This is a genomic window from Nostoc sp. UIC 10890, assembly GCF_054786515.1.
Window position 1 is genome coordinate 4,659,308 of sequence record NZ_JBSGKF010000001.1, and the last position, 20,896, is coordinate 4,680,203.

The window sequence follows — 20,896 nt, forward strand, 5'->3', positions numbered from 1 at the left end:
AGTGAATCCCCAGCCACCATAATTTTAATCATGACTTGACCAAGCAAAAATGGCTGATGACTTTCAGGAAGTAGTCCAGCTTGAGTAACCCATATTTGAAAGCGCGGGATTTATAGGCCAATACAGTTCAGATAAGCCCAAAACACTTGTAGAGACGGCGATTCATCGCGTCTTCAAAGACAAATTATCTACACTAGTAACCTTAACTGAACCGTATTGATTTATAGGCTATGGAAGCTTTGTATCTCGCTGCACTTTCAGCTTTTAACAATTCTTCCTTTTGAACTGGGTAATAAATATCCAGAACTATGGCTCCTGAGCTTGTCATTGGCGCAGTCTCTCTTAGAGAAAGAAAGTATTTCCTTCTGCCTCCTGCCTCCTGCCTTCTTTTATAAAATTTGCAGAACAACTAGTGTCATATCATCAGTGTTTTGCTTCCCATCACCAATGAATTGCTGAACTTGGTCAAATAGGTAATCCACAATCTCCTCTGGCCCATTGCAGTACTTACAAGCAGTATTGAAGCTAGCGACAAAATTATCTTCATCGAAGCGATCGCCACCAGCGGCAGCAGCATCAGTCAAACCATCTGTATAGTAGATAATTGTATCTCCAGGTTCTAACTGTGCCTGGGCATCCTCATATTGGCTGTTAGCATCCAAACCGATTAGCATTCCGAGAGTATCTAAACGGCTGACAGTTTTTGTAGCTGCGTGCCACCACAACGGAGGATTGTGTGCCGCATTGCTATAAGACAAAATTCGGTTATGGGGATTATATTCTGAATAAAATAGCGTTACAAAGCGGTGGGAATTTTCCAAATCCGCATACATAACTCTATTTAAGTTTTGCAGAATTCCTGCTGGGGAATTACCATGTAACACTTCTCCCCGTAACATTCCCCGCATCATCGTCATAATCAGCCCAGCGGGTACACCCTTGCCCATAACATCTCCAATAACCAAACCCCAGCGACTATTTTCCGTGCCGCCTTTGGTCTTGGACTGAATCTTATTGTGATTGGTAGCAATAAAGTCGTAGTAGTCTCCGCCAACGCGATTGGCAGGTTTACAGCGTGCCGCTAGGACTACACCGGGGATTGTGGGACATTGACGTGGCAAAAGCCGCCGTTGAATTTCTGCGCCAATTTCTAATTCTTGGTCTAGACGTTCTTTTTTTCTGAGTTCTACAGCTAGTTCATCGTTTTCGATCGCTACTGCTGTTTGGTCTGCCACTAACCGAACTAACTTTTGCCTAGTTTCTGTCCAACTATATTCTGGATCGCGGCTCAAAACGTAGAGCCATCCACGTTCTGTATGCTTCACCAGAATCGCCGTACCAAAGATTTGCACATCTGGCCCCAAATAGCGATGCATCTGGTCATCCAAAATCCCCGTGGCATTGGCTAGAGGTGCAGTATTCGGTAAAAGCGTGATTTGACTACTAGCTATTTCTAGCGCTTTGCGAATATTCTTGCGCTGACCACTATCTTGCCAATGTAACTGTTCTAACCTGACTTGACCATTAGGTTTATAGAGAAACAGGGCGCTGCCGTCTGCATCTGTCACTCTTGTTGCCATCAGCGGAATCAGTTCCAAAAACTGATTCAAATTATTGAAACTTCTCAGGGCAAATCCTAAAGAACTTAGCAAATCTTGAATTTTGTTCTGTTCCCGGTGCAACCTTGCCACGAGTTCTTTAAGTGCTACGACTGGTGTGACATCTGTCGCGGCACTACTATTGCTGTCAGTGGGTTGAGAGGGCAGTTGAGACACAGGCACAGGTACTATTGCACTTTATATTGGCAGATTATTAGATTACTTATAAACTTTTTGGCTTTGGCATTGCTAAACCATATTTAGACAAGACTTGTCATTTTAGCAAGAGTATAAAGACGTAGCAGACAAATTTTATAAGTATTTTATTTGGTTATTGTATTTATGATGGAATATTAGCAATTCCAAATCATGTATTTTTAGTCCAAACCCAACCAGTAAAAATTACTAGTTTGGATGATAGTTCATAAAGATTTTCATTTTTCCATAACTTAATTTCCAAAGCATATCTCTAAAGTCATAAAAATACTTTGTTCAAAGAATAATTCAGAATGACTGTTTGGAAAGATGCAACTAGGAGACTATAAGTCTTCTGAGTCAAAACCTCTAGTAGTTCTCCAATCAAGCTTGGTTTGGTAAAAAACCGACTTACACTCATTCCCAAACCTGAGAATATGTAAATAAGTCTTCAAATACTTAATTGGTATACCATAATTGCTGGGATAATTGCCAAAATCGAGTTTTTCCATTTTAATTTTCTCGTTTTGCGAATTTTGAGTTGCTGAAGATGCAAAACTTAAACGCATTGAAACGGAATAAAAATAAGATAACCCAATCTCGTGAGCCAGCAGTAACACACTTAAAACATTAGCCTGTAATTGATTTTAGGGTTAAGCCATTTGGTAAGTGTAGGATATGAATACAAAAGATGACACTAAATCTAAAAAAATATCCTCCAATAACTTTAAGTCAAAAACCAGAAAGAGTGTTCTTGTTTAACCATGAGAATTCAAACCTCTCAATTTACTAAAAAGATTTGTAGATACTTTCGCAAGTAGGAGATGAGAATACACCTGAGAGTGTTGAACCAGCTTACTTACACCAATTCTCTTTTTGAGTCCACAGTGAACGATTCTCCGAAATGCTAATGTTCAGAAACCGTCCTTTTTTAGAGATAAGCGTTGGGCAAACAAATGACGCTCGTAACTCTACTCTTGATTCAGCTATATGCAGCCTGCCATATTGCTTCTCCGTAGGAGTACAAGTAGCCATAGCTAGCAACAGTCACCGAGGGAGGAGAACCCTCCCGCAGTGTCGCAACTAAATGCCCGTGTTGCTACATTTAAAAAGCCCATTCAGGGCATGGAAAAAGGACATTAGCTTGAAATTTTAGCAAAAGTCACCCATTTGTTGTAAGAAACTCATGGTTTTAGGACTTCAACTGTTTCTAGTTAGTTCAAGTGATAATACCAGATCAGTTATCCCTAAATTTATCAATTTGTCAAGAAAAATTTTTAACTTCAAATTTTTCAATTAGCCACTCAAGAGAGCTTCGACAAACTCATAGCTAGAAAAGGGACGCAGGTCTTCAATTCCTTCGCCAGCACCAATAAAGCGAATGGGTAAACCTAGTTGCTGCACAACTGCAAGGGCAACGCCGCCTTTAGCAGTTCCATCCAACTTGGTTAAGACAACGCCACTCAGTTGAGCCGCTTGGGAGAAAACTTCGGCTTGCCGTAGTCCATTTTGCCCTAAAGTGGCATCTAGAACCAAAAGAGATTCTACTTTGGCATTTGGGGCTTTTTTGTCGATAATTCGCCGGATTTTGCCGAGTTCGTCCATTAAATTTTTCTTATTTTGCAGTCGCCCCGCTGTATCTACCAGAAGTAATTCAGTTTGACGCGCTTGGGCGGCTGCGATCGCATCAAAGACAACTGCTGCCGGATCTGTATTCTTTCCTGGATTGGCAATTACATCGACGCCACTTCTACTACCCCAAACCTTCACCTGTTCCACAGCAGCGGCGCGGAAGGTGTCTGCCGCCCCAATCAAGCATTTATAACCAGATTTTTGTCCTAGATGGGCAATTTTGCCGATGGTGGTGGTTTTGCCGGCACCATTCACCCCAGTGATTAACCAAATATTTAAGGTTTCTTTTTCTGGGGTAAAGCTAGTTTTGTGGGATTTTTTGCTCGGTGCATCCAGCATATCCCGCAGGATTTTTTTCAAGTAAGCGATCGCTTCTTCAGGTGCGGTGACTTCTTCTCGAAGTTTTGTCTGTAGGGCATTGATAATAAAGTCTGTCGCCTCTACACCCACATCAGCTTGTAAGAGCAATGCCTCAATTTCCGTCACAGCAGCCTGGTTAAGAGGCCCTTGACCGACGATCGCCTTCAGTTGGTTAAGAATACTACGACGGGTTTTGTCTAACCCTTGCCGGAGCTTTTTCAGCCAGGTAATTTCTTCAATAGAAACGTCTTCTGGATTTCTACCTTGAGCTGCTAAAACTTTCGCCGACCAAACAAACCCATCATCAAATAGCAGTCCGGGAATTTCCTCTCCTGTTTCTGAGGTTGTAGTTACTGGCTGTACTACCTCCGGTTCTGGAACTTCAATGGCGGTAGCTATTAGTTGTTCTAGCTTGGCTTGCCGTTCCGCCGCCGCCCTTTCTAAGAAGGATGGTGCTGTTGGCTGTGTTGGCTGTGTTGCCTCTGGCGTCGCTAGTAATTCGGTGGGTGTTGGTTCAACTTCACTTAGCGTTACTTCTGGGCTAGCGACATTTGGCTGATCAGTAATTGCCGCGACTGAGGAATCTTCTGTAATTTCTTCCTCAGTAGCAGCTTGGATAACTTCTGGTTGTGCTGTTTCTGGGGTTGTATTAACAAGTTCCTCAGTTGCTGTTGGCTCGGTAATTTCTGCAATTGCCGTTTCTGGGGTTTCAGGTTGTACTGATGGTGCTGAGGTATCTGCTGAATCAGACGGGGTTTCTACTACCTCAGCTTGTTGTTTTTGCTGAATATTCTTGTAGGCAGCTTTAGCAAACGCCAACAAATCTGCCGTCGAGTCTGGTGCAGTTTCAGCAGTTGGTGTTGACGTTTCGGCCGTCTCTGGTTGGGGTTCTTGTACAGGAGGAGTTTTTTCCTGTTTCTGATTAGAGGAATCGTTATGTTGACGACGGAACCAATTAAATACCATTGCAGCAGTATTAGTTATATGAGCTATAAGTTATAAGTTATGAGTTTAATTTAACTTTGCACTTTTTCTTGGGGTGAAAACTTCCGGGTTATCCTCACCTTTGGGCGTCAGTTTCCGGAAAATCCGTTACAACAGAAGTTTTCCTGCGTTCACGCAGTGTCTCGAAAGGAGAAATTCCGCTCGGAGGAAGCCGCAGAAGCGGCTATAAATTTTTCTCCATAGCAGTATAGAAATTACGAATTACGCAGTGGTACTATGCTGTTTTTTTCTGTTCAGTGACTCGGCGCAAAACACCGTTAATAAATCGATGACCATCGTCTCCACTGTAGCGTTTGGCTAGTTCCACAGCTTCGTTGATGGCAATACTGTCTGGAACTCCTAAGAACTTCATTTCTGCAACGGCGATTTGCAAGATGTCGCGGTCAATTTGGGCGAGGCGAGTTACTTGCCAATCTACTAAGGCAGCAGAAATGAGTTCATCTATAATGTGTCGATTTTCGTGGACGGTAATCACAAGCTCTTTAGCGTAATTCCGAACTCCCTTGTCCTGATTAGCTAACTGAATCAATACTGGGAACTCAACTGCCGTACCTAACTGATTGATTGCTGTCTGGGTGCAGGCGATCGCTTCTTGAAGCATTGTTCTGGCAGAATTCAGGTCGGAAGCCCGAGTTTGGCTACTTAAAAGGCGATCGTTACTGCGTTGGAGTTCCCCTGCGGCATTATCAAGGGTATCTTGCACTTCTGTAGTCAGAGTGCGTACTGCTCCTAGCACCAACTTGGATACTAGTTGATCGTCTTCCAATTTATCTAATTTCTTTGGGTTGACTGGCAATTGGCTAAGGCTTAAAAGCGCCAATTCACGAGCAATTTGCTGGGGTTTACGAGGTTGCATAAAAATTGGTGATTGTGCGAGAACTGATTAACTTGGCTGGACAAACTTACAAGTCTATCAATTTTGGCACAGTCAAACAACAACATTACGGATTTGCTTGTGACTTTGCCAGATTGATTTTAAGTTTCTTCAACGGGAATAGCCTGCTGCTTGATTTCGTTGTGTTTAACCTCCAAGGTTGACTCTTTGGGGAAAACCAAGGGTGTATTGGGGGCGACAATGCCACCTGATACAACTATTTTAAAGGCGTCTTCAATGGACATGGAGAGGTTCACCACCTCGTCTTCAGGAACGACTGCGTACCATCCAGTAGTGGGATTCGGGGTGGTGGGGATAAAAACACTTAGCACGGGGCGAGGCATTTGGGCTTGGATATCACTGCTAATCGCACCAGTGACAAAGGCGATCGCCCAAATTCCTCGGCGGGGATACTCTATCAAAATTACCCGCCGAAACTTGCCATTAGAATCTTTTAATATTGTTTCTAAAAGCTGCTTGAGAGTTTTGTATACCTGCCCAGCTAAGGGAATTGCTTGTAAAAACCGCTCACCAAAATCTAATAACCACCGCCCAGCAATATTTCGAGCCATCAAGCCCATCAGGAGGATACACAGTAGTGGTACAGCTAATCCTACTAATAAATTCAGTAGATTTACTAAAAGTGGATTTAACCCATCAAAGGGATTCAGTTGTTTGGGAATTTGGGTGAGGAAGTTGATTACCCAAGTAGCAATGGTAATTGTCAGCCAGATAGTGGTTGCTAGGGGAATTACTACCAACAAACCAGCAATCAGGTCGTTTTTTAAGTCCTGTTTTAGGCGATCGATTACCAAGCTCCGATTCTCCTGTTTTAAGCTAGAGGAACTTTTGTTATTGGTATCCATACCAGCAGATTTGTCAAATTCAGAAGACTTTAACTTTAGGCAGTTTTTGCCACAAGTAACTGTCCAAAACGCTAGCAAGTTGGTGCTGCCGCAAAAACACGCACTTGTTGCTGTAAATCAGCTATTTTCCTATAAGCATACACATAGACCTTAACCAATACGATGGCGACTGGTTATTTTCAGAGGATGTTACTTTTCTTTGCAAGACTTGTAAATGATTGTTGCAAGTCCTGAGATATTACTAATCTACCGCGCTCAATCAAAAGCTGCTCATGATTGTGAAAGTACAACAGAGTAGCCTAAATAATTATTTTATCTGGTCATTCACTCACCTTTGAGCAGGAGGGGCTTTTATGAAAATGTTCTGTTAAAAATATTAATTTATTATGGTCGTATTTTTTTAGATGTAAAAGGCGGTAGGGGCGCATAGTTAGCTGTGCGTCCCTACTTCTGAATTATGATTTTGCGATCGCATATTCGCCTGATCGCTGCTTGTTTATTGTTCTAGGAATCCTTCTAATCTCTATTCCTCTTTATGCCGCATCAGCCTGTGTAGTTTCAGAATCTACGCACTGCACCTGTTGTGTACTCTCTTGTACCAGAATTGCTGTTGCATCTAAATTAGGTTGTGGTAGATACTTCATTTCCCAGACTTTGAGCAAAATTAGATATTCGTAGAATGCCTGCAATGTACACCAAGCGATTCCGGCGCGTCCATCTAAACAGCCGCCTAAGATAAAATACATATATACGAACCGTAACAACGGTCTAGCCGGTAAACGTAAAGACAAATCTTTTAGGGCGCGGCGTTTTTCGACTTCCGATTTACCAAAGAATAAATCTTGCCAGTTAACCTTTCCTTGTTCTAGTTGATACAATGTTTCTTGAGCTTCATCTGTAGAATAACGGTTGTGCTTGTCAATCCAACGGCTCAAGCCTTTGCTGCAAGTGTAGTGTGGGTATGTTTCTTTTAAAAAGCTAGTTGCACCGTCACAAACTTCCCGCTCAGTATGACCATAGTCTGTAAACCACACTTTCCCGTGGCGGAATAGTCGCATTTGGTAACGGGGATACTGTGTGCTGTAGCGAATCCAATGATTCATGAACATGACACGTTCAGCCACGTAGTAACCGATGTAGTCTGGATTCTGACTTGCCTTTTCACATTCTGCAAACAGTTCTGGTGTCATGCGCTCGTCAGCTTCGAGGATGTAAACCCATTGGTGCTTTGGGGGGATAGACTCTAACATCCAGGTGCGTTGGCGTCCGTGGCTTTCAAAAGCGTGTTGAACGACGCGGATAGGATAGCGACTAGCGATTTCTACAGTGCGATCGCTACTGCATGAGTCCACAACAATGATGTCATCCGATAGCATCGCCGATTCGATACAAGCAGCAATATCTAACTCTTCGTTATATGTCAGTATGTAAATTGAGAACATTACCCAAGTTTTATAGTTAAAAGTTAAAAGTTAGGAGTTAGGAGTTAGGAGTTAGAAGTTAATCTTCCTTACTCCCCACTCCTGAAAGGATTAGCGTGCAGTAGCTCTAGGTTTACCACCTTGTACAGCACCCCTACCTCTTAAGCCTGTCCAGCCGATGATAATGTAACCAATAGACAACAGCAAACTGCTAATCCCAATCCGCAGTCCAGACTTCCAAGCAGTATCTTTAGCTTGTTGCAGTGCTTCGTCTCTGCGCTGGCGAACTTGGCTCAATTGTTGAGTTTGCAGCGTTTGAATATCTGTTTGTTGCTCGATAGCTTTCTCAAGTACTTGGGGATCTGTTTTCGCCTTCTTCAGTAACTCTTTGATGTTTGCGGGAATTTGAGCGCTTTCAAGTGCTTGCTTATATCTTTGCTCATCTTTGAGGATTTCACTAAACTGAGCTTTGGTTTGGTTTCGCAGCTGCTCTAGTTGAGCTTTTCCTTGCTCAGTATTCAGTTGTGCTTGCAATTGCGATAACCGAGTGTTCAGTTGAGTTTCTGCCTGATCTGCTTCTTGGGTGATTCGGTTGAGTGTTTGAGTCTTAGCTTGATTGACGTTATTGAGGTGTAGGGGAAAAATCAGCAAGAACATCAACCCTAAAATACTTGAGATGATCAGAGCAGGCAATCTTAAATCGATACCTTGGGGGCGATCGCTTCCAGTATCAGCACTATCAAACCAATACCCTGCAAACAAAAGCCCTAGTCCTACCAGAGGAACAATTCCCCGATCAACTAGCGCTGTTGCCAAATTGATTTGCCATACCCGATCAGTCGGTTGAAAGGGTAACAATAGAATCAAAAAGTCAACGAAAAAGGACAAAATGCAGATTATTCCAACTACCTTAACTGTGAGGGCAGTACTCACGGAAGTAAAACGGTTAACCATAGTTTTTCAAACTGGCGGTGAATACGAGTGATTTTCATATTTCAAGCTACTTAAATATTGTGCCCATGACCGTGACTGTTGTGTAGAAACACAAAGCAGATTCAATACTGGTAAAGGCTATCTGCCTCTTGGTTTTCAACTAGGCCACAGTAACATTTGTTATGTACAGTGTCTTCAGAAAATTCCTGGTGTTTTAAGATACAGACTTAATACAGTGCTGAAAGCAAAACTCATCAATGACTCGAATTACCTTATATAAGACTCATATTTGATTTTTGAGTGGATCGAGGACATTTCACGAATGAACTCTGGTTTACTGGAAAACTAAAACTAAAAAATGTTCACAGATAACTGTTTATTAACCAATTTTAGGTTTCACCGAGATTGAGCCAGTAGAATGGTGTAAGGGAAAGAAAAAAATTCTTTTTTCCTGAACTTAGAAAACTTTTCTCAAGGAATTTGATATTTAAAATTTTGGATGTGGGATTGTATTTAAAAAATCTCACATCCAAAATTTTTCTATGCAATATCAGGGGGTATCTGTTTAGGCGATCGCTGTTGTCGCAACTGTTGTTGCATGAGTTTTTCTAGTTCAGAACGCCGAATTTCAACGGTATGAGTGGTCTTACCCGGCGTCTCCAAAAAAACGATACTATCTACGGGTTCTAATGCCACCAATTGAAACAAAATATGGGTGACAGGAACAATTTTAGCTAGCATTTGAGGGTCAAGCCCAGCAGGGGAAATTAGAGAGACATCCTGTATGGTAGGGAAAGCGTAAATCACACGCTTTTCCAATCCTGGATTAGCACGATTGCTCAACGTAGTTAAAACCCAGCTTGACTCCGAACTTTGGAGAATATAGTACTGGGAGTAGCGTAATTTTTGAGCGATCGCTCTAAGAACAGGAGCAATTGCTGCAATCAGATTTGGTGTTATACCATCGCGGGGTGCATTGTCAATCAGCAATTGAATTTGTGCTTCTAAATCCATAATGACTTGTATACGGCTCCTGGGTAATGGCAATAACATCTATCAAAGTGTGAACAATCCCATCAAAGTTGGGAATAATAAAATCAGCCACATCCTCAATGTCGGATTGGTCTGCGTTTAGCTTATACGTAAAACTCAAAAAGCCAATACCCACAGTCGTACAGGTTGTATTTAAATACTTAGGGTCTTTTGAAAACCGAGACTATGAATTCAGCCGCAACCGCAACTATTCCATCTGCAACTATTCTGGGAGACAATTCTAAAGGCGTGGAGGTGATCTTTCAACTCCTGTCCAAGGAGTTTCAGCAGTCAACGAAAGCTTCGGAAAAAAATTGCCACGATGTAGCAACACGTATTACTACCGAAGTCTACCGGATTTGTCATGAAAGCAAACGCATTCAAGCTTCTGGGTCTGTAGAAAGCTCGGCAATGACCCTGGCTCGGCATAGGCTGCAACAATGTCTCAGGTACTATCAGTTGGGTTCAAATCGGGGCAGGGTAGAATTACACAGTACTCTGAGTGCAATTATTTATCGATACATTAATCCCCCTCAGAGACAATTAAGCTATCAAGGGCGGCTGACCATAATTGAAGATTTTCTCCAGAGTTTTTATCTGGAAGCGTTGAATGCTTTCCGGCGAGAAAATCAACTTGGTGCTACTTATCGCCCTCAGACACTCTTGGAATTGTCCGAGTATATGGCATTTACCGAGCGCTACGGCAAGCGACGCATTCCTTTACCAGGCCGTCAGCAGCAGCTAATTATCCTCCGGGCACAAACTTTTTCCCAGCAGCAGCCCCCAGAAACTAGTGTAGATATAGAACAAGCCGCAGAAGGTAGCAATAATGAAGGTGACGGTTCTTGGGAAGAACCAGCAGTGCATCAATTGCGCTCCACAATGGCGACGCAAGCCGAACCCGAACCCGAAGAAGACACCTTGCGTTCCGTTGTCGTTACGGAATTAATGAATTATCTCGAACAACGCCAACAATCTGACTGCGCTGATTACTTTTCCCTCCGCCTCCAGGATTTATCAGCACAGGAAATTGAGTCGGTTTTGGGTTTAACTCCTCGTCAGAGGGATTATTTGCAGCAGCGCTTTAAGTATCATTTGATTCGGTTTGCATTGTTACACCGTTGGGAATTAGTTCACGAGTGGCTGGAAGCCTCTTTGCACACCAATTTGGGCTTAACTCCCCAGCAATGGCAAATATATACAGCACAGCTGGACAATAAGCAACGGTCTTTATTAGAGTTGAAGCAACAAGGACAAGCTGATGAAAAAATAGCAAAAACTTTAGGGCTGTCAATGGCACAACTTCAAAAACGATGGTTTAAGATTCTTGAGCAAGCTTGGGAAATTCGTAACTCATTAGTTTCCGGATCAGGTGCATCTACTCATGAATAGTGACTCAGAATCCTTACAACACCAGTGTCTCGGTTGGTTATTGACAGATGATGTCAAAAATAACGAGCAATCGGTAGAATGTGAGGAAAATGACGGGGTAAAAAACCTCCTCAAGGAAGCCACCGCTTCAAAAAGCAGTGAGCCAAAATTGGGAGGAACACCCCAGGCCTTTCAATTGGGAGAAATTCCTACTGTGCAAGATCGTTTTCAAGCCGTCCTTAAGCATCGGTTACAAATCCAAGCCCAAGACCACCCACCGTTGTTTCCCTGGGAAACACAATTAATCGATTATCCTGATTTTGTTGATGAGCCGTCAATGACACTCGTTCCTACGTGGGGATGGATGGTACAACAGTCAAAGTTGAACTTACCGACTCGCTTACCGGAAAGAGTTTTCCAACAATTGCTAGAACAGTGTCAGGCTTTGGTGACATCTTCAGTGCCGTTGGGGGCAAAATTAGTTCAAGTGGTGGAGAACTTTTTTCCCAACGAGTCTCAAGCACTAAATGACATAGCTGGACTGGTGCTCAGAAGCACCTATCGCTCTGTAAATACTCTGGAGACAATGCCCACTATTCAGAGCGATTACTCAGATTTACAACCGCGTCAACAGATGGCTTTGTCGTTGCTAGCAGCTAAACAACTGCTGGAAAATCTGACTCTACCACTTTCAGCAACCAGTCCAGTGGTTGAAAGAGAATGGCTAACCAGTGTTGGTACTTTGAACATCAGAGTAGAGTATCAGTCTCTAGGTAAACTTACAAAGTTACTTGTTCAAGCTGAGTTACCCGTTAAAGGAACTTTAACGCTGCGGGGAAGTGGCACATTAGCAATGGCAACATCTTCAACTTCAGAATACTTAAGTGTAGAGTTAAGCTGCGAGCAACTTAACCCAATTTATACCCTAGAAGTTGAGTTTCCAGAAATAGACCAACAGCCATTGTTGTTCGTCATTAATCCCACGATTTAGTTTAAATTACCACCGCTAGCACACTACGTCGCCCAACGCCGACATATATTAAGAGGATTTTCCTAGTTTTGAAGCTCATCCTATTTTTCAACAAGCGGTCATTAGGGTGTCTACGAGAAGCAGTTATTACAAAGACACAAGGACACGGGGAAATTTGATCATTTCTCCGTGTCTCCACGTCTCTCTCACCGTATCTTCTTGCTTCGCCGATCTCCCCCTATCTATCATTTTTTTGACACAGTAGTAAGGTGGCCAATTACGTCCCTAGCATTGTGTCTGTCGCATCTACATCATTGCTTCCATTAGACTCAAATGTTTAACTTATCCAGGATGAATCGGTTTTGGCGTCTCCCTGTAGGTAATTTTTGGCGACAAAATCCGCAGGGGTCGCTTTTGATAGAAGTAGAAGATTCAATTTCCTTGCGGGTGTTGGTGCTAGCGTTGGTTATTTTGGGAATTGTAGCGACGGATATCGCCGCTGAGACTTCATTTAGTTTTTGGGCATTACCCTTAAGTGTAGTAGGCGCGATTTGGAGTTACTATCGTCGCTGCGATCGCAATGTTGCAGTTAAGTTCTGCATCGCCATTGGAATGCTAGTAGCACTGGGTGCTTTCTTTGGGCGATTAGTGGGGGAGTTAAATGATACGCGGTTGAGTTTGGCAGAGTTATTAATTCAACTCCAGGTGTTGCATAGCTTTGATACACCCCGCCGCAAAAATTTGGGCTATTCAATTGTTATAGGACTGATTTTATTGGGTGTGGCAGCAACGCTAAGTCAGACTTTAGCATTTGCACCTGTGTTGCTGTTGTTTTTAGCGATCGCTTTACCAACTTTAGTATTAGATTACCGCTCACGTTTGGGTTTGCAACCATTAAAAACTCAAAAGGAAAAATTCAATAAGAATAATTCCTCAACTCTTAATTTTAAATTTTTAATTCTGAATTTTTTGCTAATTGTCGGTCTAGGACTGGCAATTTTTGCTGTTTTACCGAGATTTCCTGGCTATCAATTACGGAATTTTCCTGTAAGTTCTGCTATTCAAGTAAAAGGTAATTTCACAGGACGTAGTATTATTAATCCCGGTTATGTCCGCGAAGGCAATGGTAATGGTCAAGGCGGTGGTAGCGGTGGTACAGGGCAAAACCAAGCTGGTCAACCAGGAAAAGTAGATAATAACTTTTATTACGGTTTTAATAGCCAAATTAATCAAAACTTGCGTGGCGAGATGAAACCTAAAGTTGTGATGCGGGTGCGATCGCAAGCTGAGGGTTTTTGGCGGGTGCTAGGATTTGACCGTTATACAGGTAAGGGATGGGAAGTTTCTCGGAATGAAGATGTTACGACTATTAGGCGATCGCCTTGGTCTTACCAAATTTTTCTTCCCCCACCTCTGATTACTACTAAAACCCAGGAGATCGTACAAACTTATACAGTAGTAGCGGATTTGCCTAACCTAATTCCAACGATGGCTTATCCCAAAGAGATTTACTTTCCCACACCGATGATCGCAGTTGATAAAGAAGACGGATTGCGATCGCCTGTGGAATTATCAGAAGGACTAACCTACACTGTAATTTCCGAAGTACCATACCGCGATCGCACTTTATTAGGTCAAGCTTCTACAAAATATCCGCAACAGATTAAGAAGCATTATCTGCAAATTCCTCCCGAAATTTCTGAAAAAGTCCGTCAACGCACCGAAGAAATCCTCGCCAACTACAATCGTGAACGAGTCGCAAAGTCTTCTAAAAGCCTAGATTCACCCTATGAAAAGGCTCTCTACTTAGCTCAATACCTCAAGCAAAACTACTCTGTACCGCAAAATCCCTTAGAACTGCCTTATTTAAGCGAAAAAGAAGACTTGGTAGAGGCTTTTTTGTTCAAGTATAAAGGAGGCTATCCAGACCACTTTTCGACAGTTCTCACGGTGATGCTGCGTTCTATTGGTATTCCAGCACGATTAGTAGCGGGATTTAGTCCTGGACAGTTTAATCCATTTACAGGGCTGTATATTGTCCGTAATACTGACGCTTATGCGATGACGGAAGTGTATTTTCCTAAATATGGTTGGTTTGCCTTTGACCCCATTCCCAATCATCCCCTGATTCCGCCATCTATTGAAGACACTCAGACTTTTAGTGTTCTGCGCCAATTGTGGCACTGGGTTGCTGGGTGGTTGCCTTCTCCGGTGACAGGTTTGTTGAATAATGTATTTGAGACAATATTTAGGTGGGTGATTAGAGCGATCGCTTGGTTTATCGCTTTATTTTCTCAAGGTTGGTTTGGCGTATTAACTGGCTTAATTGTGGGTACTACAACGGCTTTCTTCGCTTGGCTGGGCTGGGGTCAGTGGCGACAGTGGCGCAATCGTCGATGGTTAAAGAAATTGCCAGCAATGGAAAGCCTGTATCAACAAATGCTGCAATGGACAACCCAAAAAGGTTTGGGTAAGCATCCAGCACAAACACCTTTGGAATATGCCAGAGTCTCATACCAACATCACGCCCCTGCAACTGCTGAGGTAATAGATGAGATTAGCCAAGCCTATGTTGGCTGGCGTTATGGTGGTCATACGCCTAACTTGAAGCGATTGCGAGAAAAATGGCAAGGTTTGAAAAAGACTGCGAAGTAATTAAAGACTTAGTATAAAAGTAGATAGAGTAAACTATTCTCTCAACACGACCTTAATATTGTTGTTGAGCCAACAAGCGAGAACGAGTAAGATGCAAACTAGCTATTATTTTGGATTTCGTCTAACTTGGCACGCACAGCCTGGATATCCTGCCACATCAACCATTTCGGCGCACCCCTTTCTTTAGAAGGGTTACGCAGCAAGTAGGAAGGATGAAAAATTGGCATACATAACCGCCCTTCCCACTCTAGCCACTGACCGCGAATTTTCGTAATCCCTCGTTTATCGCCAGTGATACCTTTGACAGCAGTTGCACCTGTTAACAAAATTATTTTGGGGTCAACTAAGCGAATTTGTTCTAGTAAGTAGGGTAAACAAGCCGCTACTTCTACAGGAGTAGGAACTCTATTATCTGGTGGGCGACATTTGTTGATATTGGCAATGTATACATCATGATCAGTAGTCAGATTCACTGATGCCAAAATTTTCTCCAACAACTGCCCTGATCTGCCCACAAATGGTAAACCCGTTTCATCTTCATTTTGACCAGGCGCTTCTCCTATAACCATAATTGGGGCTTTGAGATTACCGCGTCCGACAACCGCATGAGTCCGAGTGTCCCCTAATGGACAACGGTGGCAGCGATCGCAATCCTGTGTCAACTCTGTGATTCCAGAATAAGTTCCCGGAGCGATCGCAATTTTCGCGTCTGTAGGAATCAGTTCTCGTTGGTCAAAGCTTGAGTCGTCGAAGAGGCTGAGTTGGGTTTCGCTGCTCATGAAAATCAGGATTTTGGCATCAGCGCCAGCTGTTTATCTGAGTTAAATACTCGCTCTGGTTAGAGATTTATCAGAATAAATAGACTATCGCTGAATACTTAATTATTTATACAAATCTTATTGTATCAGTTAATTTGAGACAAAATTCAGTCATGATAAAAGCAATGCCGTCCTAAGATGCTGGGGAAAACCATGTCACATACCCCACTTTTTGCTGATCGCACCCATGCAGGTGAGATATTAGCGCGAGTAATCCATGATGTTTTGACTCAGCAAACTATTGATTCTGGGGTAAAGCCTGTACCAATTGTTTATGCTTTGCCCAGAGGGGGTATACCAGTAGCAGCACCAATAGCACGTCTTTTGAATTGTCCGTTGACAATCCTCGTAGCAAAAAAGATTAGCCATCCAGAAAACCCAGAGTTAGCAATTGGTGCAGTGACTACTTCTGGAAATGTTATTTGGACTGATCAAAAGCTATTTCGTTTTAAACATGATGGGCGGTGGCGGGAAATGGCTTTAAATAAAGCGATCAATCAAGCTAAGTTTCTTGAGGCTCAATTAATTTCTGCTTGTCCCCAAGTGAATACACAGGATGCAACACTTATTTTAGTTGATGATGGCATTGCTACAGGTATGACAATAGCGGTAGCGGCAACTGCTCTCAAAACGCTTTCTTCAGCAGCAGTTTGGCTATGTACTCCAGTAGCGCCACAAAAATTGCTACCCTGGTTAGAACAGTGGGGCGATCGCACAATAGTCTTGGAAACACCAGAACCCTTCCGGAGTGTGAGTAACTTTTATGTCGAATTTCCCCAAGTAGATACATTAGAAGTTCTCTTATATCTCCAGCAACATAAAGACAACGAGAGACATTGATCTGTGCGATTAATTTTGAATTGTTTCTCTATCTCTGTTTTTTAACTATTTAAAGATGTTCCCTGTTGGTATTGCATAGCTTTGGCATAATCACCCAAGGCGTAGCAAGCGACTCTCAGACTGGCAAGAGCTTGTTCTTCACTGCGGCGGTCTTTGAGATTCCTAGCTAACACTAAACGTTCTTCATAATATGTAATTGCTTTGTTATAGTCACCTAAAGCTTCACAAGCAACTCCTAAACTACCTAAAGATTGTTCCTCGCTACGCTTATCCTGAATTTCTTTGGCTAATTGCAAACGATCTTCATAATACTTAATGGCTTTAGCATAATCACCTAAGGCATAACAAGCATTTCCCAGATTTTTTAATACCTGAGAAGCACTGCGAACATTTTTTAAGGAGCGTGCTAGTAATACACACTGCTCATAATAAGCGATCGCTTTTGGGTAATTGTCCAAAGCATACCAAGCATTACCTAAATTCTTGAGTACCTGTTCCTCACCCCAGTTATCTTTGAGTTCCCGCACAATCTCTAGGCTTTGCTGCTGATACTCAATGGCCTGTGTAAAATTGCCCAAAGCTTTATATACCAATCCCAAATTATTCAGTGCTGCCACTTGACTCCGTTTGTCTTGCAGCTGCTTCGTTATTTTTAAACACTTTTCCAGAAACTCAATTGCCTTTTTATGTTCATTCAGGTGGCGGTATGCATTGCCTAGATGGGAAAGTGCTTGCATTTGCACTGCTAAATCTGAGGTGTTATTGAGCAAAGACAAACACTGTTGGGAGTACGAAATAGCACCTTTGTAGTCTCCAGCGCTGTAAGTTACCAGTGCTAAAAAAGAAAGCACCTGTGCCTGTTTTTGCAAATCCCCAACTGCTTGAAATAGCTCCAAAGATTGTTGTAAAGACTTCATCGCCACTATTAATTCACCAGCTTGCTGCTGTTGAATTCCTTGCCTTAGTAGGTTTGACGCTTCCGATGAATGGTCATCACTTTCCTGTGGAGGTAGTATTTCTGCTTGTGAACCAGAGTCAAATTCATGGGTAATCGTATTACGCTTCACTGGTTTTAGGTATGTTATGGGTAATTGCAGGGGAACTGTATTTTTCGATCTATCATTCCATGCACCTTTAGGCATCAACCCCTTCCTATTAAGTCTGGTGATAAATTTAGTGTTCCCAAAACCAGGATGTATCTTTCATCAGACTGGTTTACCACAGCCTAAGTTTAGTATGGATAAGAGTTTATCAATGAAGCGATCGCTAATAAAAATATTTTTTATAGCAATAGACTACTAAATATTTAAGCCTAGTAATCTTAGTTTTATACCTTTAATTATCTCTCTTCTTCAATTTAGATTCTAGAAATCGATACTGGTGCAAATATTCATAGCAATAATATTATTTAACATTTTTATTATCAACATCTGTATTGTATGTATGGTGTAGGATCTCGCGTACCTCCATTAAAATTTTTCCTAGCATATTTTTACCACTACCATCAGATCCGCAACCCCAGTAAAAATCGATTGGTGAGTTTTCAACAATTTCTGCATTGCCTGTGGAAAGTAAGATATCCCTAATATCTGTATGGGTTTGAAATTTACACAGCACAGCTTGCCGCATAATGTCATCTTTAACTTGTTCCCAATCTTGACGTAGGGGACGGGTTCTCTCACGTCCCATTTTTGCCGCATCTTTAGGTGTTTTAACTAGACGGATTTGTTCTACATGAAGTGTACCCACAAACTTTTGTGCTTGAAAGTAGTGTTCGCTAGTTGACCAATACAATTCATCTAATTCAAAGCCGTGGGGCGAAAAGTTAGAGAAACAGCCATATTCTTCACGAGTGCTATAAAAATAGATTGTCATAGAATTTGATACCAGTTTTAATTTACTGAATTTGTGAGCTTTTTATAAAACAGATGATTTATTCTCTGTTGCTTCAATAAACGCTTCAAATTGACCATTAGGTGTCCATTGAATAGCTCCATCTCGTCCTGTAAAGAACAGTTTTGTTTTACTTTGATTAAGTTCAGATAAAGCTTTTGGATCAAAACTTGCAGAAGAAGCGATCGCTACTTGTGGTTGCAGAGCAATAACTAAATCTTTCAAGGATTCAGGGGCACACCAAAGTACTTGTGGGCGAGGCAGACTTCCATTTTTAACTAGTTGTTGAACCTCTTTAGACTTAACATTACCTACTAATAACCAATTCTGATCTAAAATTTGCAATTGTAAGATGGGTAATTGGTCATTAATTAATTGTGCTACTATCGAACCAGCTTTCACAGCTTGACCAACAGCCAAAGGTTGATAAACTCCTTGATTTTTTTGTAGTTCTTGTTGAATTGCCTGAATTGTAATAGCATTTTCTGATTTGGGGGAATATTCATAAAAGTTTTTGATTGGCAAACGTCGCATTAATTCAAACCAAGCATTACTTTCATTGCCTTGAAAATCAGTTGCGATCGCCCAATTAATTTGATTGACGCCCTGCTGTTGTAAAAACGGTAGGACTGTGAAACGTCCTGTACCTTCATCACCACTATTAATTACAGTTACAGTACCTCGATCTTGAACTATTACAATTGGTTCCGTACCAGATTCTAATACCGTTATCCTAAACAATGTATTTGTAGAATGCCAAAGGGGGATGAATACTAAACCAATTGCAATTACATTAGCAAACCACCACCGCCGCTGCCACCACGGCACTAGCCAAACCATTAGAATCAGTAAATAAATTGTCAGAAGCTGCCAAGTAGATATACTACCTACAGCCACAGAATTTCCTGGCAGCTTGCTAAAAAATTCCACTAGTTTAATTAGCCAATCAGTCGGGTAATGCAACACAGTAGCTAAAAAGCTTCCTGCCTGAGTCCAGATTAATGCTGTTATGGCACTAATGATGCCACCTATACTAATGATTGAAACTAGGGGAGTACTAAGAATATTTAGTAATAAACTGTAGGATGGTACAACCCCAAAGACAAAAAGTTGCACAGGTAAAGTCCAAATAGTTGCAGCTAGGGGAACGGCAATCAAAGAAGCGATCGCAGGAGGTAGCCATGCTAGACGATTGACTAATGCGGGTACTGTTACGACTAATCCCAGCGTTGCTAAAAAACTCAATTGAAACCCTAAATCCCAAATCCATAAAGGATTAAACACTAATAACAGAGTTGCCGCTAATAGTAGCGAACCCAACTGTTTTACCTTCCTTTTTAATAGCAGCCCTACTAATGCCGCAAAACCCATAATTACCGCTCTGAGTACTGCTGGTTGAAAACCTGTTAAACTCAGAAAAATTATTAAAGCCAAAAAGCCAAGGGTAAATTGCGTTCCTTTTTTTGCCCGCCTTGTTAATTGTAAGATCACACTCAAAATCAAAGAAGTTTGGAACCCGGAAGCTGCCAAAGCATGAGCTAATCCGGCTTGTACAAACAAGTCGCGGATATCGTAGGGTAAATCAACAGCTTTGCTACCTAAAACCATTGCACTGACAAGAGGGCCTTCAGGGACACCCAACCAACGAACTTGCGATCGCACAATTCGCTCCCGAATTTGCCACCATCCCCATTTCCGTTCCTGCTCTAAAACATTTATTTGTCGCCCAATCAAACCAGCAAACGTTCCTTCCTGCTTAAGAAACTTCTGAAAATCGAAACCACCAGGATTGGAAGCTGCTTTTGGTTTGTACAAAATACCAGTCACAGCGATTTGTTGACTAGGGTATAACCCAGTAGCTTGAAGTATAGGCACTGTCACATACAATTTGCCTGTCACCCCTTTTGGAACACCTGCGGAACCTTTTTCATTTTTAACCTCATCTAGCTGAGTCGCTTCCAGCCAAAATTGTCCTCGCTGACTGCGAGTTAAGCGAGGATTACTCGCCACTTCACCGCGAATAATCACAAGTTGTTCTTGATTACTGCTATTTCCAGGCGGGACGAACTGACTAATATCTTTTTCACCTGGTTGCGGCACTCGCCATTGAAAATATAGAGTTGCCAATAATCCCACCAAGCCAGCAGCTAGCCATATTCGAGGATGGGGAATAGTTTGCCAAGTGTTAGGCACTGCCTTATTTTTACTTCCAGCATTTTCTGCTTTCTGAGCAAATTGCCGTAGGATAGTGCGTCTTCTAAAGATAACTGCTCCTACTATCCCCAGAACCAAAATCCACACACCACCCCAAGGAACTGCTGTAAACAGCAACCCAAAAATGTAGCCAAGACAAATAATTACACCACTAGTTTGAATCATAAGATTTTTGTAAAAGCGCCTGAAAACCTGAACTTGCCGCTGATTTAAAAATAG

General features: G+C 42.1%; 16 protein-coding genes. 4 read left to right on the forward strand and 12 right to left on the reverse strand.

The features are described from left to right. Positions 1 to 389: 389 nt before the first annotated feature. The 8 genes from ACWATR_RS19345 to ACWATR_RS19380 form a co-directional block, all read right to left on the reverse strand. Positions 390 to 1,781 (reverse strand): PP2C family protein-serine/threonine phosphatase, encoded by a 1,392-nt coding sequence (locus ACWATR_RS19345; protein ID WP_460335792.1) that lies wholly within the window; start codon positions 1,779 to 1,781, stop codon positions 390 to 392. Between the two features lie 356 nt (positions 1,782 to 2,137). Next, positions 2,138 to 2,305: a hypothetical protein gene (locus ACWATR_RS19350; protein WP_460335794.1), complete on the reverse strand. Its 168-nt coding sequence runs from the start codon at positions 2,303 to 2,305 to the stop codon at positions 2,138 to 2,140. A 784-nt stretch (positions 2,306 to 3,089) separates the two neighbouring features. Then, entirely contained in the window at positions 3,090 to 4,751 is a 1,662-nt protein-coding gene (ftsY, locus tag ACWATR_RS19355) for a signal recognition particle-docking protein FtsY (RefSeq protein ID WP_460335797.1), read from the reverse strand. Positions 4,752 to 5,004: 253 nt separating this feature from the next. Beyond that, positions 5,005 to 5,646, reverse strand: a complete 642-nt coding sequence (gene nusB, locus ACWATR_RS19360; RefSeq protein WP_181928273.1) for a transcription antitermination factor NusB — start codon at positions 5,644 to 5,646, stop codon at positions 5,005 to 5,007. A 119-nt stretch (positions 5,647 to 5,765) separates the two neighbouring features. After that, a complete protein-coding gene (locus ACWATR_RS19365) occupies positions 5,766 to 6,530 on the reverse strand; it encodes a DUF502 domain-containing protein (RefSeq protein ID WP_460335801.1) in 765 nt (254 codons plus the stop codon). 533 nt (positions 6,531 to 7,063) lie between these two features. Next, entirely contained in the window at positions 7,064 to 7,972 is a 909-nt protein-coding gene (locus ACWATR_RS19370) for a glycosyltransferase family 2 protein (RefSeq protein WP_460335803.1), read from the reverse strand. Between the two features lie 90 nt (positions 7,973 to 8,062). Beyond that, positions 8,063 to 8,905 (reverse strand): hormogonium polysaccharide biosynthesis protein HpsJ, encoded by an 843-nt coding sequence (gene hpsJ-B / locus ACWATR_RS19375; RefSeq protein WP_460335806.1) that lies wholly within the window; start codon positions 8,903 to 8,905, stop codon positions 8,063 to 8,065. A 519-nt stretch (positions 8,906 to 9,424) separates the two neighbouring features. Continuing rightward, positions 9,425 to 9,898, reverse strand: a complete 474-nt coding sequence (locus ACWATR_RS19380; RefSeq protein WP_460335809.1) for a hypothetical protein — start codon at positions 9,896 to 9,898, stop codon at positions 9,425 to 9,427. A 204-nt stretch (positions 9,899 to 10,102) separates the two neighbouring features. On the opposite strand from ACWATR_RS19380, the gene hetZ reads away from it, so the two are divergent. From hetZ to ACWATR_RS19395, 3 genes are all read left to right on the forward strand, one after another. Beyond that, the gene (gene hetZ, locus ACWATR_RS19385; protein ID WP_460335812.1) at positions 10,103 to 11,308 is read left to right on the forward strand and encodes a heterocyst differentiation protein HetZ; all 1,206 of its coding nucleotides are present in this window, start codon (positions 10,103 to 10,105) and stop codon (positions 11,306 to 11,308) included. Beyond that, positions 11,301 to 12,278 carry a PatU gene (locus tag ACWATR_RS19390; protein ID WP_069074248.1) on the forward strand — a complete coding sequence of 326 codons (978 nt, stop codon included), beginning with the start codon at positions 11,301 to 11,303 and terminating at the stop codon, positions 12,276 to 12,278. The genes hetZ and ACWATR_RS19390 overlap by 8 nt, the downstream gene beginning before the upstream one ends. A gap of 330 nt (positions 12,279 to 12,608) precedes the next feature. Next, positions 12,609 to 14,912: a transglutaminase TgpA family protein gene (locus tag ACWATR_RS19395; RefSeq protein WP_460335815.1), complete on the forward strand. Its 2,304-nt coding sequence runs from the start codon at positions 12,609 to 12,611 to the stop codon at positions 14,910 to 14,912. Positions 14,913 to 15,010: 98 nt separating this feature from the next. On the opposite strand, the gene ACWATR_RS19400 is transcribed toward ACWATR_RS19395, so the two are convergent. After that, positions 15,011 to 15,691 (reverse strand): uracil-DNA glycosylase, encoded by a 681-nt coding sequence (locus tag ACWATR_RS19400; protein WP_460335818.1) that lies wholly within the window; start codon positions 15,689 to 15,691, stop codon positions 15,011 to 15,013. Positions 15,692 to 15,883: 192 nt separating this feature from the next. Between ACWATR_RS19400 and ACWATR_RS19405 the strand changes: the two genes are divergently transcribed. Next, entirely contained in the window at positions 15,884 to 16,570 is a 687-nt protein-coding gene (locus tag ACWATR_RS19405; protein WP_460335821.1) for a phosphoribosyltransferase, read from the forward strand. 41 nt (positions 16,571 to 16,611) lie between these two features. On the opposite strand, the gene ACWATR_RS19410 is transcribed toward ACWATR_RS19405, so the two are convergent. From ACWATR_RS19410 to ACWATR_RS19420, 3 genes are all read right to left on the reverse strand, one after another. Beyond that, positions 16,612 to 17,712 (reverse strand): tetratricopeptide repeat protein, encoded by a 1,101-nt coding sequence (locus ACWATR_RS19410; RefSeq protein WP_069074244.1) that lies wholly within the window; start codon positions 17,710 to 17,712, stop codon positions 16,612 to 16,614. A gap of 262 nt (positions 17,713 to 17,974) precedes the next feature. Beyond that, a complete protein-coding gene (locus ACWATR_RS19415; RefSeq protein ID WP_460335825.1) occupies positions 17,975 to 18,445 on the reverse strand; it encodes an NADAR family protein in 471 nt (156 codons plus the stop codon). A 42-nt stretch (positions 18,446 to 18,487) separates the two neighbouring features. Then, on the reverse strand, positions 18,488 to 20,842 hold the full coding sequence (locus ACWATR_RS19420; protein ID WP_460335828.1) for a ComEC/Rec2 family competence protein: 2,355 nt from the start codon (positions 20,840 to 20,842) through the stop codon (positions 18,488 to 18,490). Positions 20,843 to 20,896: the final 54 nt, after the last annotated feature.

Excerpts from the sequence above, each read along its gene's own strand:
- nusB (WP_181928273.1), bottom strand. The coding sequence starts at position 5,646 with ATGCAACCTCGTAAACCCCAGCAAATTGCTCGTGAATTGGCGCTTTTA.
- ACWATR_RS19390 (WP_069074248.1), top strand. The coding sequence starts at position 11,301 with ATGAATAGTGACTCAGAATCCTTACAACACCAGTGTCTCGGTTGGTTA.
- ftsY (WP_460335797.1), bottom strand. The coding sequence starts at position 4,751 with ATGGTATTTAATTGGTTCCGTCGTCAACATAACGATTCCTCTAATCAG.
- ACWATR_RS19405 (WP_460335821.1), top strand. The coding sequence starts at position 15,884 with ATGTCACATACCCCACTTTTTGCTGATCGCACCCATGCAGGTGAGATA.
- ACWATR_RS19365 (WP_460335801.1), bottom strand. The coding sequence starts at position 6,530 with ATGGATACCAATAACAAAAGTTCCTCTAGCTTAAAACAGGAGAATCGG.
- ACWATR_RS19350 (WP_460335794.1), bottom strand. The coding sequence starts at position 2,305 with ATGGAAAAACTCGATTTTGGCAATTATCCCAGCAATTATGGTATACCA.
- ACWATR_RS19380 (WP_460335809.1), bottom strand. The coding sequence starts at position 9,898 with ATGGATTTAGAAGCACAAATTCAATTGCTGATTGACAATGCACCCCGC.
- hetZ (WP_460335812.1), top strand. The coding sequence starts at position 10,103 with ATGAATTCAGCCGCAACCGCAACTATTCCATCTGCAACTATTCTGGGA.
- ACWATR_RS19395 (WP_460335815.1), top strand. The coding sequence starts at position 12,609 with ATGAATCGGTTTTGGCGTCTCCCTGTAGGTAATTTTTGGCGACAAAAT.
- ACWATR_RS19415 (WP_460335825.1), bottom strand. The coding sequence starts at position 18,445 with ATGACAATCTATTTTTATAGCACTCGTGAAGAATATGGCTGTTTCTCT.
- ACWATR_RS19370 (WP_460335803.1), bottom strand. The coding sequence starts at position 7,972 with ATGTTCTCAATTTACATACTGACATATAACGAAGAGTTAGATATTGCT.
- ACWATR_RS19420 (WP_460335828.1), bottom strand. The coding sequence starts at position 20,842 with ATGATTCAAACTAGTGGTGTAATTATTTGTCTTGGCTACATTTTTGGG.
- ACWATR_RS19410 (WP_069074244.1), bottom strand. The coding sequence starts at position 17,712 with ATGCCTAAAGGTGCATGGAATGATAGATCGAAAAATACAGTTCCCCTG.
- hpsJ-B (WP_460335806.1), bottom strand. The coding sequence starts at position 8,905 with ATGGTTAACCGTTTTACTTCCGTGAGTACTGCCCTCACAGTTAAGGTA.
- ACWATR_RS19400 (WP_460335818.1), bottom strand. The coding sequence starts at position 15,691 with ATGAGCAGCGAAACCCAACTCAGCCTCTTCGACGACTCAAGCTTTGAC.